At 39.8% G+C, this 17,719-nt stretch carries 18 protein-coding genes; 5 read left to right on the forward strand and 13 right to left on the reverse strand.

Annotated elements, in window-relative coordinates; translation table 11 throughout:
• Nucleotides 1–7: 7 nt before the first annotated feature.
• Nucleotides 8–1,453, reverse strand: coding sequence for a cardiolipin synthase (gene cls / locus ATG70_RS09790; RefSeq protein ID WP_098444128.1), 1,446 nt, complete (start codon nucleotides 1,451–1,453; stop codon nucleotides 8–10).
• Nucleotides 1,454–1,666: 213 nt separating this feature from the next.
• Between cls and ATG70_RS22485 the strand changes: the two genes are divergently transcribed.
• Entirely contained in the window at nucleotides 1,667–1,804 is a 138-nt protein-coding gene (locus ATG70_RS22485) for a hypothetical protein (protein WP_179886240.1), read from the forward strand.
• A 177-nt stretch (nucleotides 1,805–1,981) separates the two neighbouring features.
• Nucleotides 1,982–2,617: an FMN-dependent NADH-azoreductase gene (locus ATG70_RS09795; RefSeq protein ID WP_098444129.1), complete on the forward strand. Its 636-nt coding sequence runs from the start codon at nucleotides 1,982–1,984 to the stop codon at nucleotides 2,615–2,617.
• 46 nt (nucleotides 2,618–2,663) lie between these two features.
• Here ATG70_RS09795 and ATG70_RS09800 read toward each other — a convergent pair whose 3' ends face one another.
• From ATG70_RS09800 to ATG70_RS09810, 3 genes are all read right to left on the reverse strand, one after another.
• The gene (locus tag ATG70_RS09800) at nucleotides 2,664–2,870 is read right to left on the reverse strand and encodes a cation transporter (RefSeq protein ID WP_098444130.1); all 207 of its coding nucleotides are present in this window, start codon (nucleotides 2,868–2,870) and stop codon (nucleotides 2,664–2,666) included.
• A gap of 105 nt (nucleotides 2,871–2,975) precedes the next feature.
• Nucleotides 2,976–3,371 carry a DoxX family protein gene (locus ATG70_RS09805; protein WP_098444131.1) on the reverse strand — a complete coding sequence of 132 codons (396 nt, stop codon included), beginning with the start codon at nucleotides 3,369–3,371 and terminating at the stop codon, nucleotides 2,976–2,978.
• 70 nt (nucleotides 3,372–3,441) lie between these two features.
• The gene (locus ATG70_RS09810; protein WP_098445779.1) at nucleotides 3,442–5,028 is read right to left on the reverse strand and encodes a M20/M25/M40 family metallo-hydrolase; all 1,587 of its coding nucleotides are present in this window, start codon (nucleotides 5,026–5,028) and stop codon (nucleotides 3,442–3,444) included.
• 256 nt (nucleotides 5,029–5,284) lie between these two features.
• On the opposite strand from ATG70_RS09810, the gene ATG70_RS09815 reads away from it, so the two are divergent.
• On the forward strand, nucleotides 5,285–6,070 hold the full coding sequence (locus ATG70_RS09815; protein ID WP_179886241.1) for a glycerophosphodiester phosphodiesterase: 786 nt from the start codon (nucleotides 5,285–5,287) through the stop codon (nucleotides 6,068–6,070).
• Nucleotides 6,071–6,144: 74 nt separating this feature from the next.
• On the forward strand, nucleotides 6,145–7,164 hold the full coding sequence (gene namA / locus ATG70_RS09820; protein ID WP_098444133.1) for an NADPH dehydrogenase NamA: 1,020 nt from the start codon (nucleotides 6,145–6,147) through the stop codon (nucleotides 7,162–7,164).
• 33 nt (nucleotides 7,165–7,197) lie between these two features.
• Here the strand turns inward: namA and rnz are convergent, their stop codons facing one another.
• On the reverse strand, nucleotides 7,198–8,130 hold the full coding sequence (rnz, locus tag ATG70_RS09825) for a ribonuclease Z (protein ID WP_098444134.1): 933 nt from the start codon (nucleotides 8,128–8,130) through the stop codon (nucleotides 7,198–7,200).
• Between the two features lie 90 nt (nucleotides 8,131–8,220).
• Here rnz and ATG70_RS09830 point away from each other — a divergent pair, with 90 nt between their 5' ends.
• Nucleotides 8,221–8,817, forward strand: coding sequence for a CPBP family intramembrane glutamic endopeptidase (locus tag ATG70_RS09830; RefSeq protein ID WP_179886242.1), 597 nt, complete (start codon nucleotides 8,221–8,223; stop codon nucleotides 8,815–8,817).
• On the opposite strand, the gene ATG70_RS09835 is transcribed toward ATG70_RS09830, so the two are convergent.
• The 8 genes from ATG70_RS09835 to mce form a co-directional block, all read right to left on the reverse strand.
• Nucleotides 8,785–10,005, reverse strand: coding sequence for a DUF4129 domain-containing protein (locus ATG70_RS09835; protein WP_098444136.1), 1,221 nt, complete (start codon nucleotides 10,003–10,005; stop codon nucleotides 8,785–8,787). The genes ATG70_RS09830 and ATG70_RS09835 overlap by 33 nt on opposite strands.
• Entirely contained in the window at nucleotides 10,005–11,213 is a 1,209-nt protein-coding gene (locus tag ATG70_RS09840) for a DUF58 domain-containing protein (RefSeq protein WP_098444137.1), read from the reverse strand. The genes ATG70_RS09835 and ATG70_RS09840 overlap by 1 nt, the downstream gene beginning before the upstream one ends.
• A complete protein-coding gene (locus ATG70_RS09845; RefSeq protein WP_179886243.1) occupies nucleotides 11,210–12,163 on the reverse strand; it encodes an AAA family ATPase in 954 nt (317 codons plus the stop codon). The genes ATG70_RS09840 and ATG70_RS09845 overlap by 4 nt, the downstream gene beginning before the upstream one ends.
• A gap of 34 nt (nucleotides 12,164–12,197) precedes the next feature.
• Nucleotides 12,198–13,478, reverse strand: a complete 1,281-nt coding sequence (locus tag ATG70_RS09850; RefSeq protein ID WP_098445781.1) for a DNA polymerase IV — start codon at nucleotides 13,476–13,478, stop codon at nucleotides 12,198–12,200.
• Nucleotides 13,479–13,560: 82 nt separating this feature from the next.
• The gene (locus ATG70_RS09855) at nucleotides 13,561–14,049 is read right to left on the reverse strand and encodes a BlaI/MecI/CopY family transcriptional regulator (protein ID WP_098444138.1); all 489 of its coding nucleotides are present in this window, start codon (nucleotides 14,047–14,049) and stop codon (nucleotides 13,561–13,563) included.
• Between the two features lie 134 nt (nucleotides 14,050–14,183).
• Nucleotides 14,184–15,305 (reverse strand): M20/M25/M40 family metallo-hydrolase, encoded by a 1,122-nt coding sequence (locus tag ATG70_RS09860; protein WP_098444139.1) that lies wholly within the window; start codon nucleotides 15,303–15,305, stop codon nucleotides 14,184–14,186.
• A 26-nt stretch (nucleotides 15,306–15,331) separates the two neighbouring features.
• Complete coding sequence (locus ATG70_RS09865; RefSeq protein WP_098444140.1) at nucleotides 15,332–16,879, reverse strand: acyl-CoA carboxylase subunit beta; 1,548 nt, start codon at nucleotides 16,877–16,879, stop codon at nucleotides 15,332–15,334.
• The gene (gene mce / locus ATG70_RS09870) at nucleotides 16,879–17,715 is read right to left on the reverse strand and encodes a methylmalonyl-CoA epimerase (RefSeq protein ID WP_098444141.1); all 837 of its coding nucleotides are present in this window, start codon (nucleotides 17,713–17,715) and stop codon (nucleotides 16,879–16,881) included. Before mce ends, ATG70_RS09865 begins: the two co-directional genes overlap by 1 nt.
• Nucleotides 17,716–17,719 lie beyond the last annotated feature (4 nt).

The following is a 17,719-nucleotide window of genomic DNA, read 5'->3' on the forward strand; positions in this document are numbered from 1 at the left end:
GAATCATTTATAAAATAGGAGACAATAGTCTCGAGATTGACTCTTTAAATCGAATCCAGAGAGACCTTTCCAAGTAACCTTCTCCCGTTAATTCCAAGCATTTCTCCATATCTTTAATAAAAACATTTGCCAATTCTTTTGAGATTTCTTCGTCATAGATAAACGCGTTCACTTCAAAGTTTAATCGGAAACTCCGTACATCAATGTTGGCGGTACCCACTGAAGAAATTTCACGATCGACTGTGATGGTTTTTGCATGAATAAAACCATTTTGATAAATGTAGATTCTTGCCCCCGCTTTTAGTAATTCGCCAACATAGGAATAGGTCGCCCAATAAACAAAAGGATGATCTGGCTTATTTGGAATCATTAATCTAACATCTACACCACTAAGTGCAGCGATACGAAGGGCATCTAACAGACTTGCATCGGGTATAAAGTAAGGTGTTTGAATAAAGATCGTTCGTTTTGCTGAGGTAATGAGCTTTATGTACCCATTTTTAATTTGTTCCCATTCAGAATCAGGTCCACTACTCACAACTTGCACACCGGCTTTTCCAATCGGCTCAATGATAGGGAAATAGCACGCTTCATAACCTACCTTGTTCCGTGCAGCGTGATTCCAATCTAACAAGAATCTCGTCTGCATAGCGAGCGTTGCGCTACCTTCAATTCGAAGGTGTGTATCCCGCCAATAACCAAACTTCGGATTTAATCCAAGGTACTCATCACCAACATTGAATCCCCCAACATAGCCAAGTACGCCGTCAATAATCACCAGTTTTCGGTGATTTCGGTAATTCAGTCGTGTATTCACATAGGGGATGCGTGAAGGGAAAAAGACTTCCACTTCTCCACCTGCTTCGATTAACTCTCTGAAAAAACGCTTCCTTGTTTTTCTTGATCCCATCTCATCATAAAGAACGCGAACCTTTAGCCCTTCGCGTGCTTTTTCAGCGAGCTTTTCTACAATTCTCTTACCTAGCTCATCTTTTTGGAAAATATAATATTGGAAGTGAATATGATCTTTCGCGCGACCGATATCCTGAATGAGGGCATTGAACTTTTCCTCACCGTCTGAAAAAATGCGTATGGCATTATCCTGTGTTAGTACCGCATCGTCATTTACAAGATGCATATAAATCAGGTCCTTATGTCGCGCAATTTCTTCATGCCTGAAAGGATAAACGCCGCTTTTAATTTCACTAACCTGCTCCTCAATTAAATCCTCGATTCCAACTTTTTTTATGTTATCCCAGTCAAATAACCTTCTTCTACTTAAGTTTTGCCCGAATACTAAATACATCACAAAACCAAGAAGAGGGATAAAAAGCAAGACCATAAGCCAAGCCCATGTTGCACCTGCATCCTTGCGTTCGAGGAAAATAACAAGAGCTGCAAAAACAAGATTAAGTACAAATAAAATCCCTAATAAAATCGAAATAATGTGCATAAATAATAGCTCCTTTAGCGTACACAATCTCAGGTTAATCGTTTTTCACTTAAGTTTACATCATTTTTAGCTCGTTATTAAGATGATTAATAATCTAAAGATATCACACTTTCTTTTTAATCGAAGCATTTCTTACCTGAAATCATAGAACCTCTTCCATTTCTTTGAAACACAAAGTAAACTAAAAGTAACGAAAGACAAGGAGGAGTTCAAATGATTGGTAAACCAATTCATTTCGATGGAAGCTCTAGCATCTCTTCAGCCCCTAGTGAAAAAAAGCTGCCTTTCAAACTAACAGATGAAGTAAGAAAAAACCTCAGCGGCAACCCTTATCAGCTACCTAAAAGTTAAGTCAAACCTGGCCTTGCCTAAAGTGCAAGGCTTTTATTATGTCCCCACCTTTTTTCACACGTTACGAACAGAAGCAAAATAGTTGAATTGGTTCCTCATCTCCTTTATAATTTGCCTTGAATTAAAAATAATTTAATTCAAGATAAATTGCGCATCAAGAAAGGAATGAATGTTGAAATGGCAAAAGTATTATACATCACGGCACATCCACACGATGATACACAATCTTACAGCATGGCAGTAGGAAAAGCTTTTATCGACACTTACAAAGAAGCGAATGAGAACGATGAAGTCGTTCATCTCGATCTGTATCGTGAGCATATTCCCCAAATTGATGCTGACGTTTTTAGCGGCTGGGGTAAATTACAGTCCGGAAAAGGTTTCGAAGAACTATCTGCAAGTGAAAAAGAAAAAGTACAGCGCCTTAATGAATTAAGTGAAGAATTTATTGAGGCTGATAAATATGTGTTCGTAACACCACTCTGGAATTTCTCTTTTCCTCCAGTTATGAAAGCTTATTTTGACTCAGTATCCGTGGCTGGTAAAGCCTTTAAATATACTGAAAACGGACCTGTTGGTCTTTTAACCGATAAAAAAGCGATCCACATCCAGGCTCGCGGTGGCGTTTATTCAGAAGGGCCTGCCGCAGAAATGGAAATGGGTCACCGCTACTTTACAACAATGATGCAATTCTATGGCGTGCCAAGCTACGATGGACTTTTTGTAGAAGGTCATAACGCAATGCCAGATAAAGCCGAAGACATTAAGCAAAATGCTATTGCGCGTGCAAAAGATACCGCACTTACATTCTAATACTATTCACTCAACAAAAAACCAGCTGACTAGCCAGCTGGTTTTTTTATGAAACAACGTATCCCTGATTTTTCACTATTTCTTGTAAAGCTGTTAGAGAAACCTTGTTTGAATCGAAGGTAACATCTGCATTTCCTTCTTTAAAATGAATTTCAACAGCCGATACACCACTTAATTCTAGTAAGGCGCTACGAATTACCGATACACAGTGATCACCAGTCATCCCGTTAATTTTCAAGGTTACTTGTTCCACTTTTTTTGTCTCCCCTCACGAACTTATTTTGCTATTATCCTTCCCGTTCATCAAAATACTATGACGAAACAAAACAGCTTATATTAATGAGCGGTCACAGCTAATTTAAATTGCCGAATCATTCTTTTGTTTTGCTGCCCAGAGCACCCACCAAATTAATAGCGGTTGAAAGAGTAACCTGATCCATAGCAGCAACTCATTTGCTTCCTCCTGTCCAGGAGCTGGAATTCCAGCAATCGCTGCATAAATGTTGGCAGGAAAAATAACGATTAAATACACTGCCGTCCAAAACCTTGCCTGTTTACGTGTAGAAGGAATGAGGAGTAAAACGGCTAATACAATTTCCAGAATCCCTGTTACATAAATCACCCCAAGCCTGAACGGCACCCATTCGGGAATCATTGATGCAAAACCTTCCCCTTGAACAAAATGAGCAACGCCTGCAAAAATAAAGAAAAAAGCAAATAACACAAGCGCAATTCGACGAATTGTTTTTATCATAAAGAATCTCCTTTTCAATTGGATTCTTCCATGATAGCAAACTATTCTTCTTTTTTAGAAGAAAAACGCTTTACCGAAGCAATTGTTTAATCGTATAAGGAAGCATATCATGCAGCGTTTCAAAGGAATACGTTAATTCAAGTCGCTCTGTCCATTTATGCGCATCTCTCCCCATCGGTCCAAGATTCATAACGGGAACCTTTAACTGTTCTAACGCCTCGAGAGGTAGCGTATAAGACTGCCCATATAAAGGCATATTGCTCATTAATGGTTGAATGGTTTCTTTCGTACGTTCTAACCCAACGAAACTTAAATCTGAAAGGCCCGGAAAATAATGCTGTGGCTTTAACTTTACGTTATGCTTCTCGTCGCTGTATGTCATCACACGTTGAATCGTTTCCTGAATAAATGGATCATGACGAGAGGATACGGCCGGATAAAAAGGAGGATTATAAAAAAGAATAATCATTGGGCCATCATCTTTACAAAGCGCTGCAAGGTCAAAGACCATTCTTGTGGAAAGATCTCGATCTCCAAGATCTTTAAAATTTGCTGAGATGTAATCCTGGCGACGTTTAATTTCCGTTTCGCCAAACAATGTAACCGCTCGTTGGTGCAGCTGTTCATAGGTTAACACGTTAACTTTAAATGGCTCAGGAACATAGCTTTGAAGCATCGAGAAAGCAGTGGCTTTTTCTAAGTAGTGGTGTTCAATACGCCTGGCAGCAGTTTTTACAGCCTTCATCAATTTATCCGTAATTTGTTGAATGCTACTTTCCATACCAAGCACATTAAAAAGCGTGACGCCTACATGTGGAATTTGAACCGAATATCCTTCTTTTAAATCCTTTTGCATTAAATTTGTAGGCGGAGGGGTTACTTCTCCATCAACAACCTCACAAAAGTCAGCATTTAATTCTAACTCTTTCGTTACTTCTGCTGCCATGTAATTCGCATTCAAGCCAGAAAAGGGTTCACCAACATGAGTTTCTTGACCATAACAGAAAAAACCAGGAAGTAACTTGCCAATTGATCCTGAATAAAGATAGAGGTTTTGATCACCAGGATAATTTGTAAAAACAGGCTCAGAATTTAAACAAGCGGTATACGTAAGGTTATGTTGTTTTGCCATTTCAACGAGAACAGGAACGGCCTCTATCATTCCCAGAGAATTGGCTTCTTCATCAGGAACCGTAAGGAATAAAATATTTCCCTCAAATTCCCCAGAACTTGCTTTTTCAAGCATGCTCATCTGTAAGGCAATCCCTGCTTTCATATCCATCACGCCTCGACCAAATACCCACTCTCCAGTTTCCAGATCATTCTGAACTTCTAATGGCATCTTATCGAGATTCTTATATACTTCTTCTGTCAGATCATATGGGCTAAAGGCCAGGTTTTTAAACTGACCATAATCTTCTACATCGACCACATCGAAATGACTTATTAATATAACCGTTTTTTTCGCTTTTCCGTTCTTGATCAAACCTGTTACAAAAGAGCGTCCATCACTTGTTGGATGAAGAGCAAGCATTTGAGGGTTATCTTTAAAATAATCTAAATCCTGAAGCTGAAGATGAATGTATTCTGCAAGCGCTACTTCTGGATAAGATCCCGTTATACTCTGATGTTCGACAAGTCTTGATAACAAATACATAAGCGTTTCTTTTGTTTGCCATTTCTCCACCTCATAACCCCCTGTCTGTTTTTTTGCAAAATTCACCTGTTTTTGGTAGGTTTAATGAGAATAGACGGCATTTTTTGACCTGTTCACCGTCTCCCTACCTAAGCCATGTAGCCTTTCAATCCGTGTAGGTAGGGCTCAACTTCCCCTAAAAGTTCGAATGGAAGTTTCACTTTATCATATTTTATACATACAAAACCTGAAAAGACCAGTAGAAATGGGGAAAATCATGACAATCATATTTGCTCATAGAGGTGCAAGTAGACAATGTCCAGAAAATACATTAAGTGCTTACGAACGTGCAGTAAAGCTTGGAGCTGGAGGAATTGAAATTGATGTCCAACTTTCAAAAGATGGCATTCCAGTTGTCATTCACGACCGTACCTTAAAGCGTACTACGTCTGGAAAGGGAGTTGTAACCGAAACAAATTATGCAGACCTTAAAAAGCTGGATGCCGGGAGCTGGTTTTCTCCAAAGTTTCAGCAAGAAAGTATCCCTTCTTTAGAGGAAGTGTTGACCTTTGCTTCAGATTATCCCGATATCTGGCTGAATATTGAATTAAAATATTATCGAGAAAATGATGATCAACTCGCCAAAACAGCCATTCCAATGATTAAAAAATTTCGCTCTGATAAAAATACGCTGATTTCTAGCTTTGAACACGAACGATTGCTTGAGGTACATAAATTGTGGTCTAAGGTAGAAACCGCACCTCTTTACAAAGGGAACTTACATGAACCCTGGCACTATGCTAAAAAACTAAAAGCAAAAGCGATCCACCCTCACTTCAAATCCATCCATGCATCACTTATCAAAACCGTTCAAGCTCACGGCATAAACGTACGGCCTTATACGATTAATGAGGAAAAATGGCTGAGACAATTTCTTGAGTGGGAAGTAGACGGACTTATGACGGATGTGCCTGATCTTGCGTTAAATATCATGCATAACAAACAAATTTCACAACAAAAAAAGTCCTGGTGGAAAAACGTTTGGAGCATGATCACAAAGTAAAGCACGATTTGCGACTTCTTTTTTTGCACATGCTATACTCAGGGTCAGGAAAGAAGAAATAAAGGAGAGATTGCATGTCATCAGCATTATTTACACCCTATACCATAAAAAACGTTACATTTCCTAACCGTATTGTGATGAGTCCTATGTGCATGTATTCATGTGAAGCAATGGACGGGAAAGCAACCAATTTCCATTTCACACACTATACTTCTAGAGCAGTAGGACGAACGGGTCTCATTATTACAGAAGCAGCAGCTGTTACCGAACAGGGCCGTATCTCTCCACAGGACCTTGGCATTTGGAGTGATGACCATATAGAAGGATTGCAGAAGATTGTACAACTTTCTCAAGAGCAAGGAGCAAAAGTAGGTATTCAACTTGCTCATGCCGGTCGAAAAGCCGTATTAGATGGTCCAATTATTGCGCCATCAGCAATTCCTTTTAGTGATAAGATGAAAACCCCTGAAGAAATGACGCTAGAACAAATAAAAGAAACGATTGTTTCCTTTAAAGAAGGCGCAAGAAGAGCAAAGAAAGCCGGCTTTGATGTTATCGAACTTCATGGCGCACACGGTTATTTAATCAATGAGTTTCTATCTCCATTAACGAACAATCGTGAAGATGAATATGGTGGTTCAACACAAAACCGCTATCGTTTTCTTAAAGAAATAATCTCAGAAGTGAACGATGTTTGGGACGGTCCACTCTTTGTACGTATTTCTGCAGAAGAATACCACGAAGAAGGAAATACAATGGAAGACTTCGTATATTTTTCAAGTGAAATGAAGAAACAAGGCGTTGATCTAATTGATTGTAGTACAGGCGGAGTTGTACCAGCGAGCATCGATGCCTTTCCTGGATATCAAGTAAAACACGCTGAACAAATTCGTAATGAAGCTAAAATTTCAACTGGCGCAGTTGGATTGATTACGCACCCTCTTCAAGCAGAGGAAATCATTCATAACAACCGCTCAGACCTTGTCTTGCTTGCGAGAGAACTATTAAGAGATCCTTACTGGGCGAGAACCGCCGCAGCTGAACTTGGCGCGGACTTAGAGGCACCGAAACAGTATGAACGTGGTTGGAATTAAATAATCAGTAAGTTGACTATAACAAAACCGAGCTCATTTTGAGCTCGGTTTTGTTATAGGTATATGGACTGTCATTTGATCTTCTACTATGTCCGTATTTGCAAATACGGCTCTTGCTTCCCTAATTAGATCTACTATATCTGCTTCTTGATAACGTGAACTAATATGATTTAACAGAAGTTTCTTTGCGTTCGCAGTTTTAGCAATTCTAGCTGCTTCCTCCGTAGTGGAATGATAATACTCATATGCTAACGAAGCCATCTGAGCGGAAAATGTAGCTTCATGGATAAGAAGATCGGCATTTAAAGCAAAATCAATCGTCTTCTCATTAAACCGAGAATCCCCACAATACACAAGATGTCTTCCTTTTATCGGAGGACCTACTACTTCGACTGCATGCACCACTTTCCCATTGTCTAGGGTAATAGAGTCTCCGTTCTTCAATTTTTGATAGATCGGACCAGGTTGTACACCTAATGATTTTAATTTTTCAACATTTAATGCACCTGTCTTATCTGCTTCTTCTATTCGATAAGCAAAACTATCAATTCCATGTTCTAACAAAGCTACCTTTATTGTAAAACCCTGCTCTTGCACTTGAAAGTCGTCTTCTATTTCTACAATTTGCAGTGGATAGCGTAGGTGCGTACCGCTAATTTTTACGGCCGTATCAATAAAATGAGCAAGTCCTTTTGGTCCGTATATCTTCAGTTCTGATTCTCCCCCTTGAAAAGAACGACTTCCAAGAAGGCCAGGCAGTCCAAAAATGTGATCACCGTGTAAGTGAGTGATGAAAATTTTGGTCAGCCTACTAAGTGTAATAGTAGAAGAAAGAATCTGATGTTGTGTCGCTTCCCCACAATCAAACAACCAAACTTCTCCAGAATCAAGACGAAGAGCTGTCGAACTAACGTTACGTTTTGTTGAAGGAACACCAGCACCTGTTCCTAAAAATGTTAATTCCATATCAAACCTCCTTATCATCAGTTCTGTATCGCAAAGATCTTGATGATCGGCTACACTGTAAGTATGAATTTCATACAGGAGCTGTTTATCATGCTGTTAAAAAAAAGATTATTCCTTGCACTATTTCTCTCACATCTTCTATTATTTCTATCTTTCTATTTATTTAGTGACTTCTTTTGGCCACTTTTTACTGTTTCTCTTCTTCTCCTTGGAGGAGTGTCAATTCGTCAAGTTAAATGGAAAAAGCCGTCACTTTCTCACCTTTTTATCGGAATTTTAAGTGGCGTTTCCCTTTATATTCTTTTCTTTCTGGGGAAAACAATTATGCTTGTTCTTTTCCCTCAATTTATGACACAGGTTAATGAACTTTACACCCTTGTCGCACCATATAAAGCTTGGCACTATGTTAGCCTAATTTTAATTGTTATTCCAGGAGAAGAACTTTTCTGGAGAGGACTTGTCCAAACAGAGCTTAAAACACTTCAACTCAAATACCCGATTTTACTAGCTGCGCTTCTCTATATGAGCGCCCACTTTTATGCAGGTGCTTTCCTTCTGCTTGTCGCTGCTGTGTTAGCTGGAGCTGTATGGGGATATTTGTATGACCGAACTCGCAATATGGTCGTTCCGCTTCTTTCACACCTTGTATTTGATTTATTTCTTCTTGTTTTCTTTCCGCTTCTGTAAAGCATGCCTCTTTAATTCCTTAAGGAGGCTCTTCATATGCTGCATGTAGAGAAGAACTTCCTCTCGATCAGGACTTTCTGTCCCGTATCGAACCTTCTCATAAATGGCTATAATGTAATCCTTATGTTCACTATGACCAGGAATCCTTCGTAACCATTGACTTAAAGTCTCTCCTGCTTGACGTCCAACCCCATACTTCAGCGCCTTTATTTCTAAATTAAAAATTTGCTTTCTTACCTGATTCAAAGGTGGTTTTAATTGGCTCCCTTTCTTATCTTCCCTTGTATTCAATATTTCACTCGTTATAGTAGCAAAGCTACTTACTTCAAGTCGAGAAAGTACAAGCCTTTTTTTATAAATGATGAAGAAAGTAACGATTAATGCAATGATAAGGCAGGTGTAGAAAATAAGTTCAAGTGGCAAGTCTATACTTTGTCCATTTATCGTTTGTTCCTTGTTCATTTGTTGGTTTTCCATTGACGAATTCCCCTCTAAAAAAAGAGAATCTTCTGCAGAGCGCGTCGGAAAATTTGAGGTTAGCCAGTAGATTGGTAAACCAATAACATAACCAATTCCACTTATTGTATAAGAAATTAACTTAATAAGAGGGTCTTTCATCCAGATAATAATGCTAAACAAGCCGCTGGAAACAGCTAACAAAAGAAGGATAGAACTCATGACCCATCTGGCCTGCCTCAGTCCCCCTGCTTTACTTATTTCCACAGCCGCTCTACATATGAGGAGCAAAAGAAATTGCACAAGAGGAAATAGAAATACGACCTGTCTTAACTCTGAAGAATTACTGAAAAGGAAGAATAGAAAGGAACCAAGCAAACTCAAGAAAAAAACGATTGTATCATCATGTCGAGTTAACTCTCTAATGTTGACATAGCTACGCCATGCGATCGTAATCGAAAGTAGAATGGAATAAAAAAGCGGTACTCCTAACACGAATCCAACAACAGCGGTTAGGATGCCAAGTAGAAATATCCACGACAAGGTGATTTGTTCACGATTTCTAAAATAAAGAAGAAAATAGCAACTTCCGCAACCAAGAACAAGCACAAGAAAAGGGAAAATAGGCGGGAAGGTTTGTTCATATAAATAAAAGAACGCTAAAAGAAAATACACGAAAACCATATCATAAATATAATAGAGAAGATGAGGAAGTTCTCTACGTACTTTCATTAATTCCGAACCCTTTCTATCTTACTAAGATACGCATAACCATCCGACATTTTCACGTCATAGCACATATGACCTATACTCTTCAAAAACTGATAAAATGTTTCTTCTTCCTTTGATTGAATCGGCTCACCTAATCGAATCAAAACAGAGCGCTCTGATAATCGCTTTTGGAGCAATAAACTCATCCGTTCAAAAGATAACAACGGTCTTGTGTCATCAATTCGAGCCAATAACTCTAGTGCCTTACTTAACTGAGCATTCCCCTCTCTCACTTCAAGTACCATAGAAGAAGCAGGTCCTTCAGGTTCAAGATTAATATGGATTTCAAACGCTATCCCTCGTTTTGTAGCGACTGAACAAAGAAAGGCTAGTTGGCTAATATATGCTTCGATGTTATTGGAGACTTGCCCAGGACTATTCTTTCTTTTAACAGATAAATCAAGAATAAAAACCCACCTCATCTCGATCGAACGCTCGTACACTTTCGATTTTAATTCTGAAGTTCTTGCCGTAGCTTTCCAATGAATACGATTAAAAGGATCAGAGTTCGCATATTCTCGTGCACCTGCAGGAGCACACAAGTTTTCATAGAGGGAATGTTCATAAGCGTGACTCCCCATTTCATAAGTCGAAAGTTGTTCTACGCCTTGCACCTCACTCAACTCAGGGTAAATCAATATTTCTGTTTCTGAGAAACCTTGAAAACTAGATAGGCGGCTTCCTAAACCAAAGAGATCCTTTATTATAAATTGAAGGTTCCTTATTCGCGTAGCTCCTCTTTCATAAGCATGGATGGAAAAGGAAATGTTCTTACGTTCATTTCGTCTCATAAAAAAAGGAACATCATAATAGTGAAGGTTTTTCGTGTTTTGAACAATTTCAAGTTGGGGGAGATGTATCACAGGCTCAACAGCAAAGCGCAGCTCGCCGTTCCAAATCGGCAACTTCCCTTGATTTTGTATCGAAAAGGAGAGCGTTTCATGTTCACCTTTGAAAAGCCTAATCGTATGTCGCTTATTTTCTACCTGAACAGATGTAGCTGCTTTCTTTAAGTAGATACGGGTTCCATAGCTAAGTAGCAATAATGCCATAGTAACTATGAATAGCTCGACCGATTGAAAATAAAAAGAAATAATAATCAAAACCCAGCTTAGTCCTAGAAAAGAAGAAAGGAATATAGAGAGTGTGGTTTTAGACTCCCACCTCATGTTGTTGCCCCTCCCCTCACTTCCACCGGAACCTCGACTAGAGTAAGAATCTCTTGAAGCACAGCTTGTTTCGTCTTACGCATCGCTCCTTCCATCGTTAAGACTAGACGATGACTGAGAACATAAGGCGCCACGAACTGAATATCTTCAGGAGTAACAAATGATCTTCCTTCGATGAATGCTTTTCCTTGTGCTGCTTTCATAAAGGCAATCGTTCCTCGCGGGCTTACGCCAACACTTATGTACCCTCCGCTTCTCGTCGCTTGGACGATACTTAAAAGATAATCCTCAATTACTTCAGAAAGCTCCACTCGCTTCACTTCTTTTTGAAATAATTCAATTTCTCCATCTTCAAAAATCGACTTCAAATCATCGAATGGATTTTGAAGCCTCATCATTTGAATCATTCGTTTTTCTTCTATCGGTGTTGGATATCCGCTTTGCATCTGCATAAAGAAACGATCCATTTGGGCTTCAGGTAATGAAAAAGTTCCCTGTGATTCGAGGGGATTTTGCGTTGCGATTACGATAAAAGGCGTCGGAAGTTTGAGCGTTGTTCCTTCAATGGTTACCTGCTTTTCTTCCATTACTTCTAGTAAACTCGACTGCGTTCGAGGCGTTGCTCGGTTGATTTCATCAGCTAGCAATACGTTCGTCACAACTGGTCCTGGACGCAATTCAAAATCTTGCTTTTTTGGATTGAAAAATTGAATACCTGTCACATCACCTGGTAAAACATCTGGAGTAAACTGAATTCTTTTAAATTGCCCACCTAGTAAAACAGCCATTGATTTAGCTAGAAGGGTTTTTCCAGTACCAGGAACATCTTCCAGCAATACATTACCATTATTTAACAAAGAAATCATCACCAGCTCAATCGTTTTTTTCTTTCCGATTAGAACTTTTTGCATCTCATGTTGGACAAGCTTCATCTTTTCAACAATAGTCATATTAGCAGCCCCTTTTTAGATGGAGAGATATCGATTAATCCTTATCTTGCTTATACTTCCAGAGGAAGTCACGATCTAAACTTGTGCCACGCCTTTTCTCATCTCTTAACTTATGACTTCCATCCTTACCGAGTTGATTTCCTTTAAGAAGAGCTCCCTCACCATATTTGGATCGAATCGAACCAATCGTATTCTGGAGATTGTATCGTTTTGAATCCGCTTCAAAAGAAAATAAATCAAGCTGAACAGTGGCCTCGTTTCGATCAACTAGCTGCTGTCCTGTTACGCCAAGTAAGCGAATCGGCTGCCCTGACCAATTCTTCTCAAAGAGAGCTTGAACAGCTTCAAGAATGTCCGCAGACTGAGATATGGGATTTTGAAGTTTTCTACTTCTAGTAACGGTTGTTCGATCACTGTAACGTATCGTTAGCTGAATATTAAAACTCAGAACGTTCTTTTTGGCCATCCGCTTAGCTACAGAATCAGATAAATTTGTGAGTGCGGTATGAATGCGGTGATGATCAATAAGATCTTCCGGAAACGTAGTGGAATTGCCAACACTTTTAAATTCATCTATCGCATCTGGATCAACGGGGCGATTGTCTCGTCCGTTGGCACGCTCATGTAACCTTCTTCCATTAATGCCTAGCTTCATTTCAAGTTGTAGAGGATTCGCATGAGCTAGATCGTGGATGGTTTTAATTTCTAGCTCAAGTAATTTTTCTTTTGTTTTCTTTCCTACCCCATGCATTTCCCCAACATCAAGTGGCCAGAGCAATTGATCTAACTCTCGTTTACGAAGAATGGTAATCCCTAAAGGCTTTTTCATATCAGAAGCCATCTTTGCTAAAAATTTATTTGGTGCAATTCCAATACTACAAGGGATGCCAATTTCAGCATGAATGCGATTTTGAATTTCCTCCGCTATTTCAATAGGATTCCGATGTCCACAATCTTCTGTTATATCTAAATACCCTTCATCAATGGAAACTGGCTGGACGAGTGGCGTGTAGGTTTCTAATAGTTCAAAAATTTGGAGAGAGGTTTGTCGGTAAAGTGGAAAATTAGGTGGCATAATGAGAAGTTCAGGACAGTGCTTTTTGGCTTCCCAAACCGGCATTGTTGTCTTGACGCCTTTCTTTCTCGCTTCATAGCTACTCGTTACAACAATACCTCGCCTTTCCTCTACATTCCCCGCAATAGCAAGAGGTTTTCCTCGAAGTTTTGGGTTATGAGCGACTTCGACAGACGCGTAAAAACTGTTCATATCCACATGAAAAATAATTCTTCCTCTTCCCTTTGTACTAAGGTCCATTCCATCCATCTCCTTAAGCCCTCTATCGAAACCGTTGCGTTTCCCGCCACTCATGCTAAAAAGACAGGAGAGGTCTCCTGTCTCACGTGGTGAGTACTTGCTTTCGTTCTACCCATTTCACAAATTCACTACCGTGAAAATGCTGGTTGAATTCCATTTGAAATTCGTACATAGCATCTAGAAATTCAGCATTTTCAGCTGATTTTGAGCGATACTCATCTAAGTAATTCATGACCGCATAGGAATACTGCGTACTAGCTTCCACTTTATGATGACCTTCTTCCGTCAAGGTCACGTATGATACGCGCCGGTCGTTCGCTTTCTTATCAAGTTTGACAAACAGTTTGTTCTTCAAACGTTTTAACACCTGCATAACTGTTGATACGTCCCAAAGCCCAATTTCTGAAACTCTTGTAATGGTAACTTCTTCTTCCAAATAAACAATCCACATCACATGCTGTTCGGCTTGAGTTAATCCAATTTCTCTCGCATTTTTTTGCCATTCATTTTCCAGTACTTTATAAGTTCCTCGCATATAATTCATAAGTTTATGAGTTTGAATAGAGTCCATTTTAACACCGCTTCCACTTCAATAATTATAATCATACCGTTCTAGTTTAACATAATATAGAAGCAGTGCCACAAAGGTGTATGTAACAAAAAAGAGAACATTGCCGAAAATCGACAATGTTCTAAACAATGCTTCTACGCATTGGCAACTTCTTTAATAATTGAGATAACTGCTTCAGATACCTTTACTAATTCTTTTACTGGCATCCTTTCATTCGTTGTATGAATTTCTTCGTAACCAACTGCAAGATTGACTGTAGGGATACCATGCCCAGCAATCACATTGGCATCACTTCCACCGCCACTCGTTAATAGTTCTGGGCGACGCCCTATCTTTTCCATCGCTTTTTTGGCTACTTCAACAACATAGTCGCCTTCATTGAACTTAAAGCCAGGGTACATAACTTTAATATCAAGTTCTACAGAACCGCCCATTTCAGAAGCCGTTTTTTCAAAGGCTTGTTTCATTTTTTCGACTTGCGCTTCCATCTTCTCTGGAACTAGAGACCGCGCTTCAGCTAGTACTTCTACATGATCACAAACAATGTTTGTTTGAGAACCACCTTCAAAACGACCGATATTCGCTGTTGTTTCATCGTCAAGTCGACCAAGCGGCATTTTCGCGATTGATTTGGCTGCCATGGTGATCGCTGAAACGCCTTTTTCTGGTGCAACACCAGCATGAGCTGTTTTCCCATAAATGGTTGCTTTTATTTTCGCTTGCGTAGGAGCAGCGGTAATGATTTTTCCGACTTCACCATCACTATCAAGCGCATAACCAAATTTGGCGATTAGCTTTTCAGGATCAAGAACTTTTGCACCTTGAAGCCCTGATTCTTCTCCAACCGTAATAATAAACTGAATCGTTCCATACTCAATGTTTTGTTCTTTTAATACGCGAATGGCTTCAAACATAGCAGCTAAACCGGTTTTATCATCGGCTCCAAGGATCGTTGTTCCATCGGTTACCACATACCCATCTTTGATGGATGGCTTAATGCCTTTACCTGGCACTACTGTATCCATATGAGAAGTAAAGTAAATCGGATCTGCTTTTTCAATGTTCCCTTTAAGCGTGCAGATTAAGTTCCCTGCCTCATGATCTGTCTTATCTGCAGCATCATCTTCTTCTACTTCCACACCAAGCGATGTGAATTTCTCCTTTAAAATGGAAGCAATTTTCTTCTCGTGTTTCGTTTCAGAATCAATTTGAACCAACTCTAAAAATTCGTCTACTAGTCTTTGTTCATTAATCATGTTGTTTGTGCCTCCTAGAAATCGGTTTAAAGCGGGATATTGCCGTGTTTCTTCTTAGGGCGTTCTTCGTGCTTATTCCGCATCATTTCGAGCGCTTCAATCAGTTTCTTTCTCGTTTCTCTTGGATCGATGACGTCATCAACCATCCCACGTGAAGCAGCTATGTATGGGTTCGCGAACTTCTCACGATATTCTTCAATCTTTGCAGCTCGCGTTGCTTCTGGATCTTCACTCTCATTAATTTCTCTTGCAAAAATCACATTTGCTGCACCTTCCGGACCCATTACGGCAATTTCAGCATTTGGCCATGCATACACGAGATCGGCTCCAATGGATTTGGAATTTAAAGCGACATAAGCGCCACCGTATGCTTTCCTTAGGATAACCGTAATTTTTGGTACGGTCGCTTCTGAATAGGAATAAAGAATTTTAGCTCCATGGCGGATAATACCTCCATGCTCCTGTTTAATACCCGGGAAAAACCCCGTAACATCTTCAAACGTAATTAATGGAATATTAAAAGAATCACAGAACCGAATAAAGCGCGCAAGCTTGTCAGATGAATCAATGTCGAGTCCACCAGCCATAACTTTTGGCTGATTGCAGACCATTCCTACCGTCTCACCTTTTATTCTTGCAAAACCAACAACAATGTTTTTCGCAAAATATTTTTGTACTTCAAGAAATGAGTCTTTATCTACTACTGCATCAATCACCGTTCTAACGTCATATGGCCTGGTCGCATCAAATGGAACAATGTCAGCAAGATCTGCACAGAAATCGTCACGTTCTTCACTTTTAATGATGGGGCTCTTTTCTTCATTATTGGATGGTAAATAGCTGATCAAATCTCGAACACTTGCGAGAACCTCTTCTTCTGTTTTACCTGTAAAGTGAGCATTGCCACTTTTAGAACGATGGACTTTCGCACCACCAAGGTCTTCTGCTGTAATCTTCTCACGTGTAACCGTTTCAATGACTTTTGGTCCAGTTATAAACATCTGACTCGTATCTTCTACCATAAAAACAAAATCTGTAATTGCAGGGGAATAAACAGCTCCACCTGCGCATGGCCCCATAATCACCGAAATTTGTGGAATCACACCAGAATAGATGGAGTTTCGATAAAAGATGTGTCCATACCCATCCAATGATACCACACCTTCTTGAATCCTCGCACCTCCAGAGTCGTTCAAACCGATAATTGGCGCACCATTACGCGCTGCAAGATCCATAACGTGTGCTACTTTTTTGGCATGCATTTCACCTAGCGCTCCGCCAAAAACGGTAAAATCTTGCGCAAATAGATAAATAGGACGGCCATTCACCTTTCCATAACCGGTGACCACACCTTCACCCGGCGCTTTTACATCTCCCATTCCAAAATCTTGAGATCGATGTTCAATAAACGAATTAAGTTCAACAAACGTACCCGGGTCAACGAGTAAATCAATTCGTTCTCGAGCCGTTAACTTTCCTTTCTCATGCTGTTTGTTAATTCGTTCATCCCCACCTCCAAGCTCTACTTCTCTCCGTCGATCGTACAATTCGTTGATTTTATCATACATATCCATTATTCTGCCTCCTTCGAAGGTTTATCACAAAGTTCGTACAGGACCCCTCCTGCTGATTTAGGATGCAGAAATGCAATATTCGCTCCACCAGCACCTTTAACAGGCGTTTCATGAATAAGTTTCACTCCGTTTTCAGAAAGTTCACGTAGCCTGTCTTCAATTCGATCGTCTGCAAGTGCAATGTGATGAATTCCTTCGCCTCTTTTATTAATAAATGAAGCAATTGGACTTGAATCTCCAATAGGCTCTAGAAGTTCTATTCTAGACTCACCGATTTTCATAAAAGCCACTTTCACCCCTTCTGAAACAACTTCTTCAATTGCCTCTAGTTTCAAATGAAGCTGGTTCACATAAAAAGGGAGCGCCTCTTCTAGAGAAGATACTGCAATTCCGATGTGATCAATTTTTTTAGGAGGTTCTTTAATGGATTGATCGATTCCGTCTCGCTCGTACACTGCTTTTTCGATAAAAACAGCTGTATCTTTAGTTGGCGTACCTGGCGTAAATACCTTTTGAATTCCTTTTGATTCTAAGAAGGGGATGTCTTCCCAAGGAATAACTCCACCTCCCACAACGATAATATCCCCTGCATTGCGCTGTTCTAGCAGTGAAACAATTTCAGGGAATAGTTCATTATGTGCACCTGATAAGCATGATAAGCCAATCGCATCCACATCTTCTTGTATTGCAGCTGTGACGATTTGTTGTGGCGTTTGCCTTAAACCCGTATAGATTACTTCCATTCCATAATCACGAAGGGCCTGAGCGATTACAAGAGCGCCTCTATCATGACCATCAAGACCTGGCTTTGCAATTAAAACGCGTATCTTCTTCATCTCT

The organism is Bacillus sp. es.036 (assembly GCF_002563635.1).
In the GTDB taxonomy this organism is placed as follows: Bacteria; Bacillota; Bacilli; order Bacillales; family Guptibacillaceae; genus Guptibacillus.

Excerpts from the sequence above, each read along its gene's own strand:
- cls (WP_098444128.1), bottom strand. The coding sequence starts at position 1,453 with ATGCACATTATTTCGATTTTATTAGGGATTTTATTTGTACTTAATCTT.
- ATG70_RS22485 (WP_179886240.1), top strand. The coding sequence starts at position 1,667 with ATGATTGGTAAACCAATTCATTTCGATGGAAGCTCTAGCATCTCTTCA.
- ATG70_RS09795 (WP_098444129.1), top strand. The coding sequence starts at position 1,982 with ATGGCAAAAGTATTATACATCACGGCACATCCACACGATGATACACAA.
- ATG70_RS09805 (WP_098444131.1), bottom strand. The coding sequence starts at position 3,371 with ATGATAAAAACAATTCGTCGAATTGCGCTTGTGTTATTTGCTTTTTTC.
- ATG70_RS09810 (WP_098445779.1), bottom strand. The coding sequence starts at position 5,028 with ATGTATTTGTTATCAAGACTTGTCGAACATCAGAGTATAACGGGATCT.
- ATG70_RS09815 (WP_179886241.1), top strand. The coding sequence starts at position 5,285 with ATGACAATCATATTTGCTCATAGAGGTGCAAGTAGACAATGTCCAGAA.
- namA (WP_098444133.1), top strand. The coding sequence starts at position 6,145 with ATGTCATCAGCATTATTTACACCCTATACCATAAAAAACGTTACATTT.
- rnz (WP_098444134.1), bottom strand. The coding sequence starts at position 8,130 with ATGGAATTAACATTTTTAGGAACAGGTGCTGGTGTTCCTTCAACAAAA.
- ATG70_RS09830 (WP_179886242.1), top strand. The coding sequence starts at position 8,221 with ATGCTGTTAAAAAAAAGATTATTCCTTGCACTATTTCTCTCACATCTT.
- ATG70_RS09835 (WP_098444136.1), bottom strand. The coding sequence starts at position 10,005 with ATGAAAGTACGTAGAGAACTTCCTCATCTTCTCTATTATATTTATGAT.
- ATG70_RS09840 (WP_098444137.1), bottom strand. The coding sequence starts at position 11,213 with ATGAGGTGGGAGTCTAAAACCACACTCTCTATATTCCTTTCTTCTTTT.
- ATG70_RS09845 (WP_179886243.1), bottom strand. The coding sequence starts at position 12,163 with ATGACTATTGTTGAAAAGATGAAGCTTGTCCAACATGAGATGCAAAAA.
- ATG70_RS09850 (WP_098445781.1), bottom strand. The coding sequence starts at position 13,478 with ATGGACCTTAGTACAAAGGGAAGAGGAAGAATTATTTTTCATGTGGAT.
- ATG70_RS09855 (WP_098444138.1), bottom strand. The coding sequence starts at position 14,049 with ATGGACTCTATTCAAACTCATAAACTTATGAATTATATGCGAGGAACT.
- ATG70_RS09860 (WP_098444139.1), bottom strand. The coding sequence starts at position 15,305 with ATGATTAATGAACAAAGACTAGTAGACGAATTTTTAGAGTTGGTTCAA.
- ATG70_RS09865 (WP_098444140.1), bottom strand. The coding sequence starts at position 16,879 with ATGGATATGTATGATAAAATCAACGAATTGTACGATCGACGGAGAGAA.
- mce (WP_098444141.1), bottom strand. The coding sequence starts at position 17,715 with ATGAAGAAGATACGCGTTTTAATTGCAAAGCCAGGTCTTGATGGTCAT.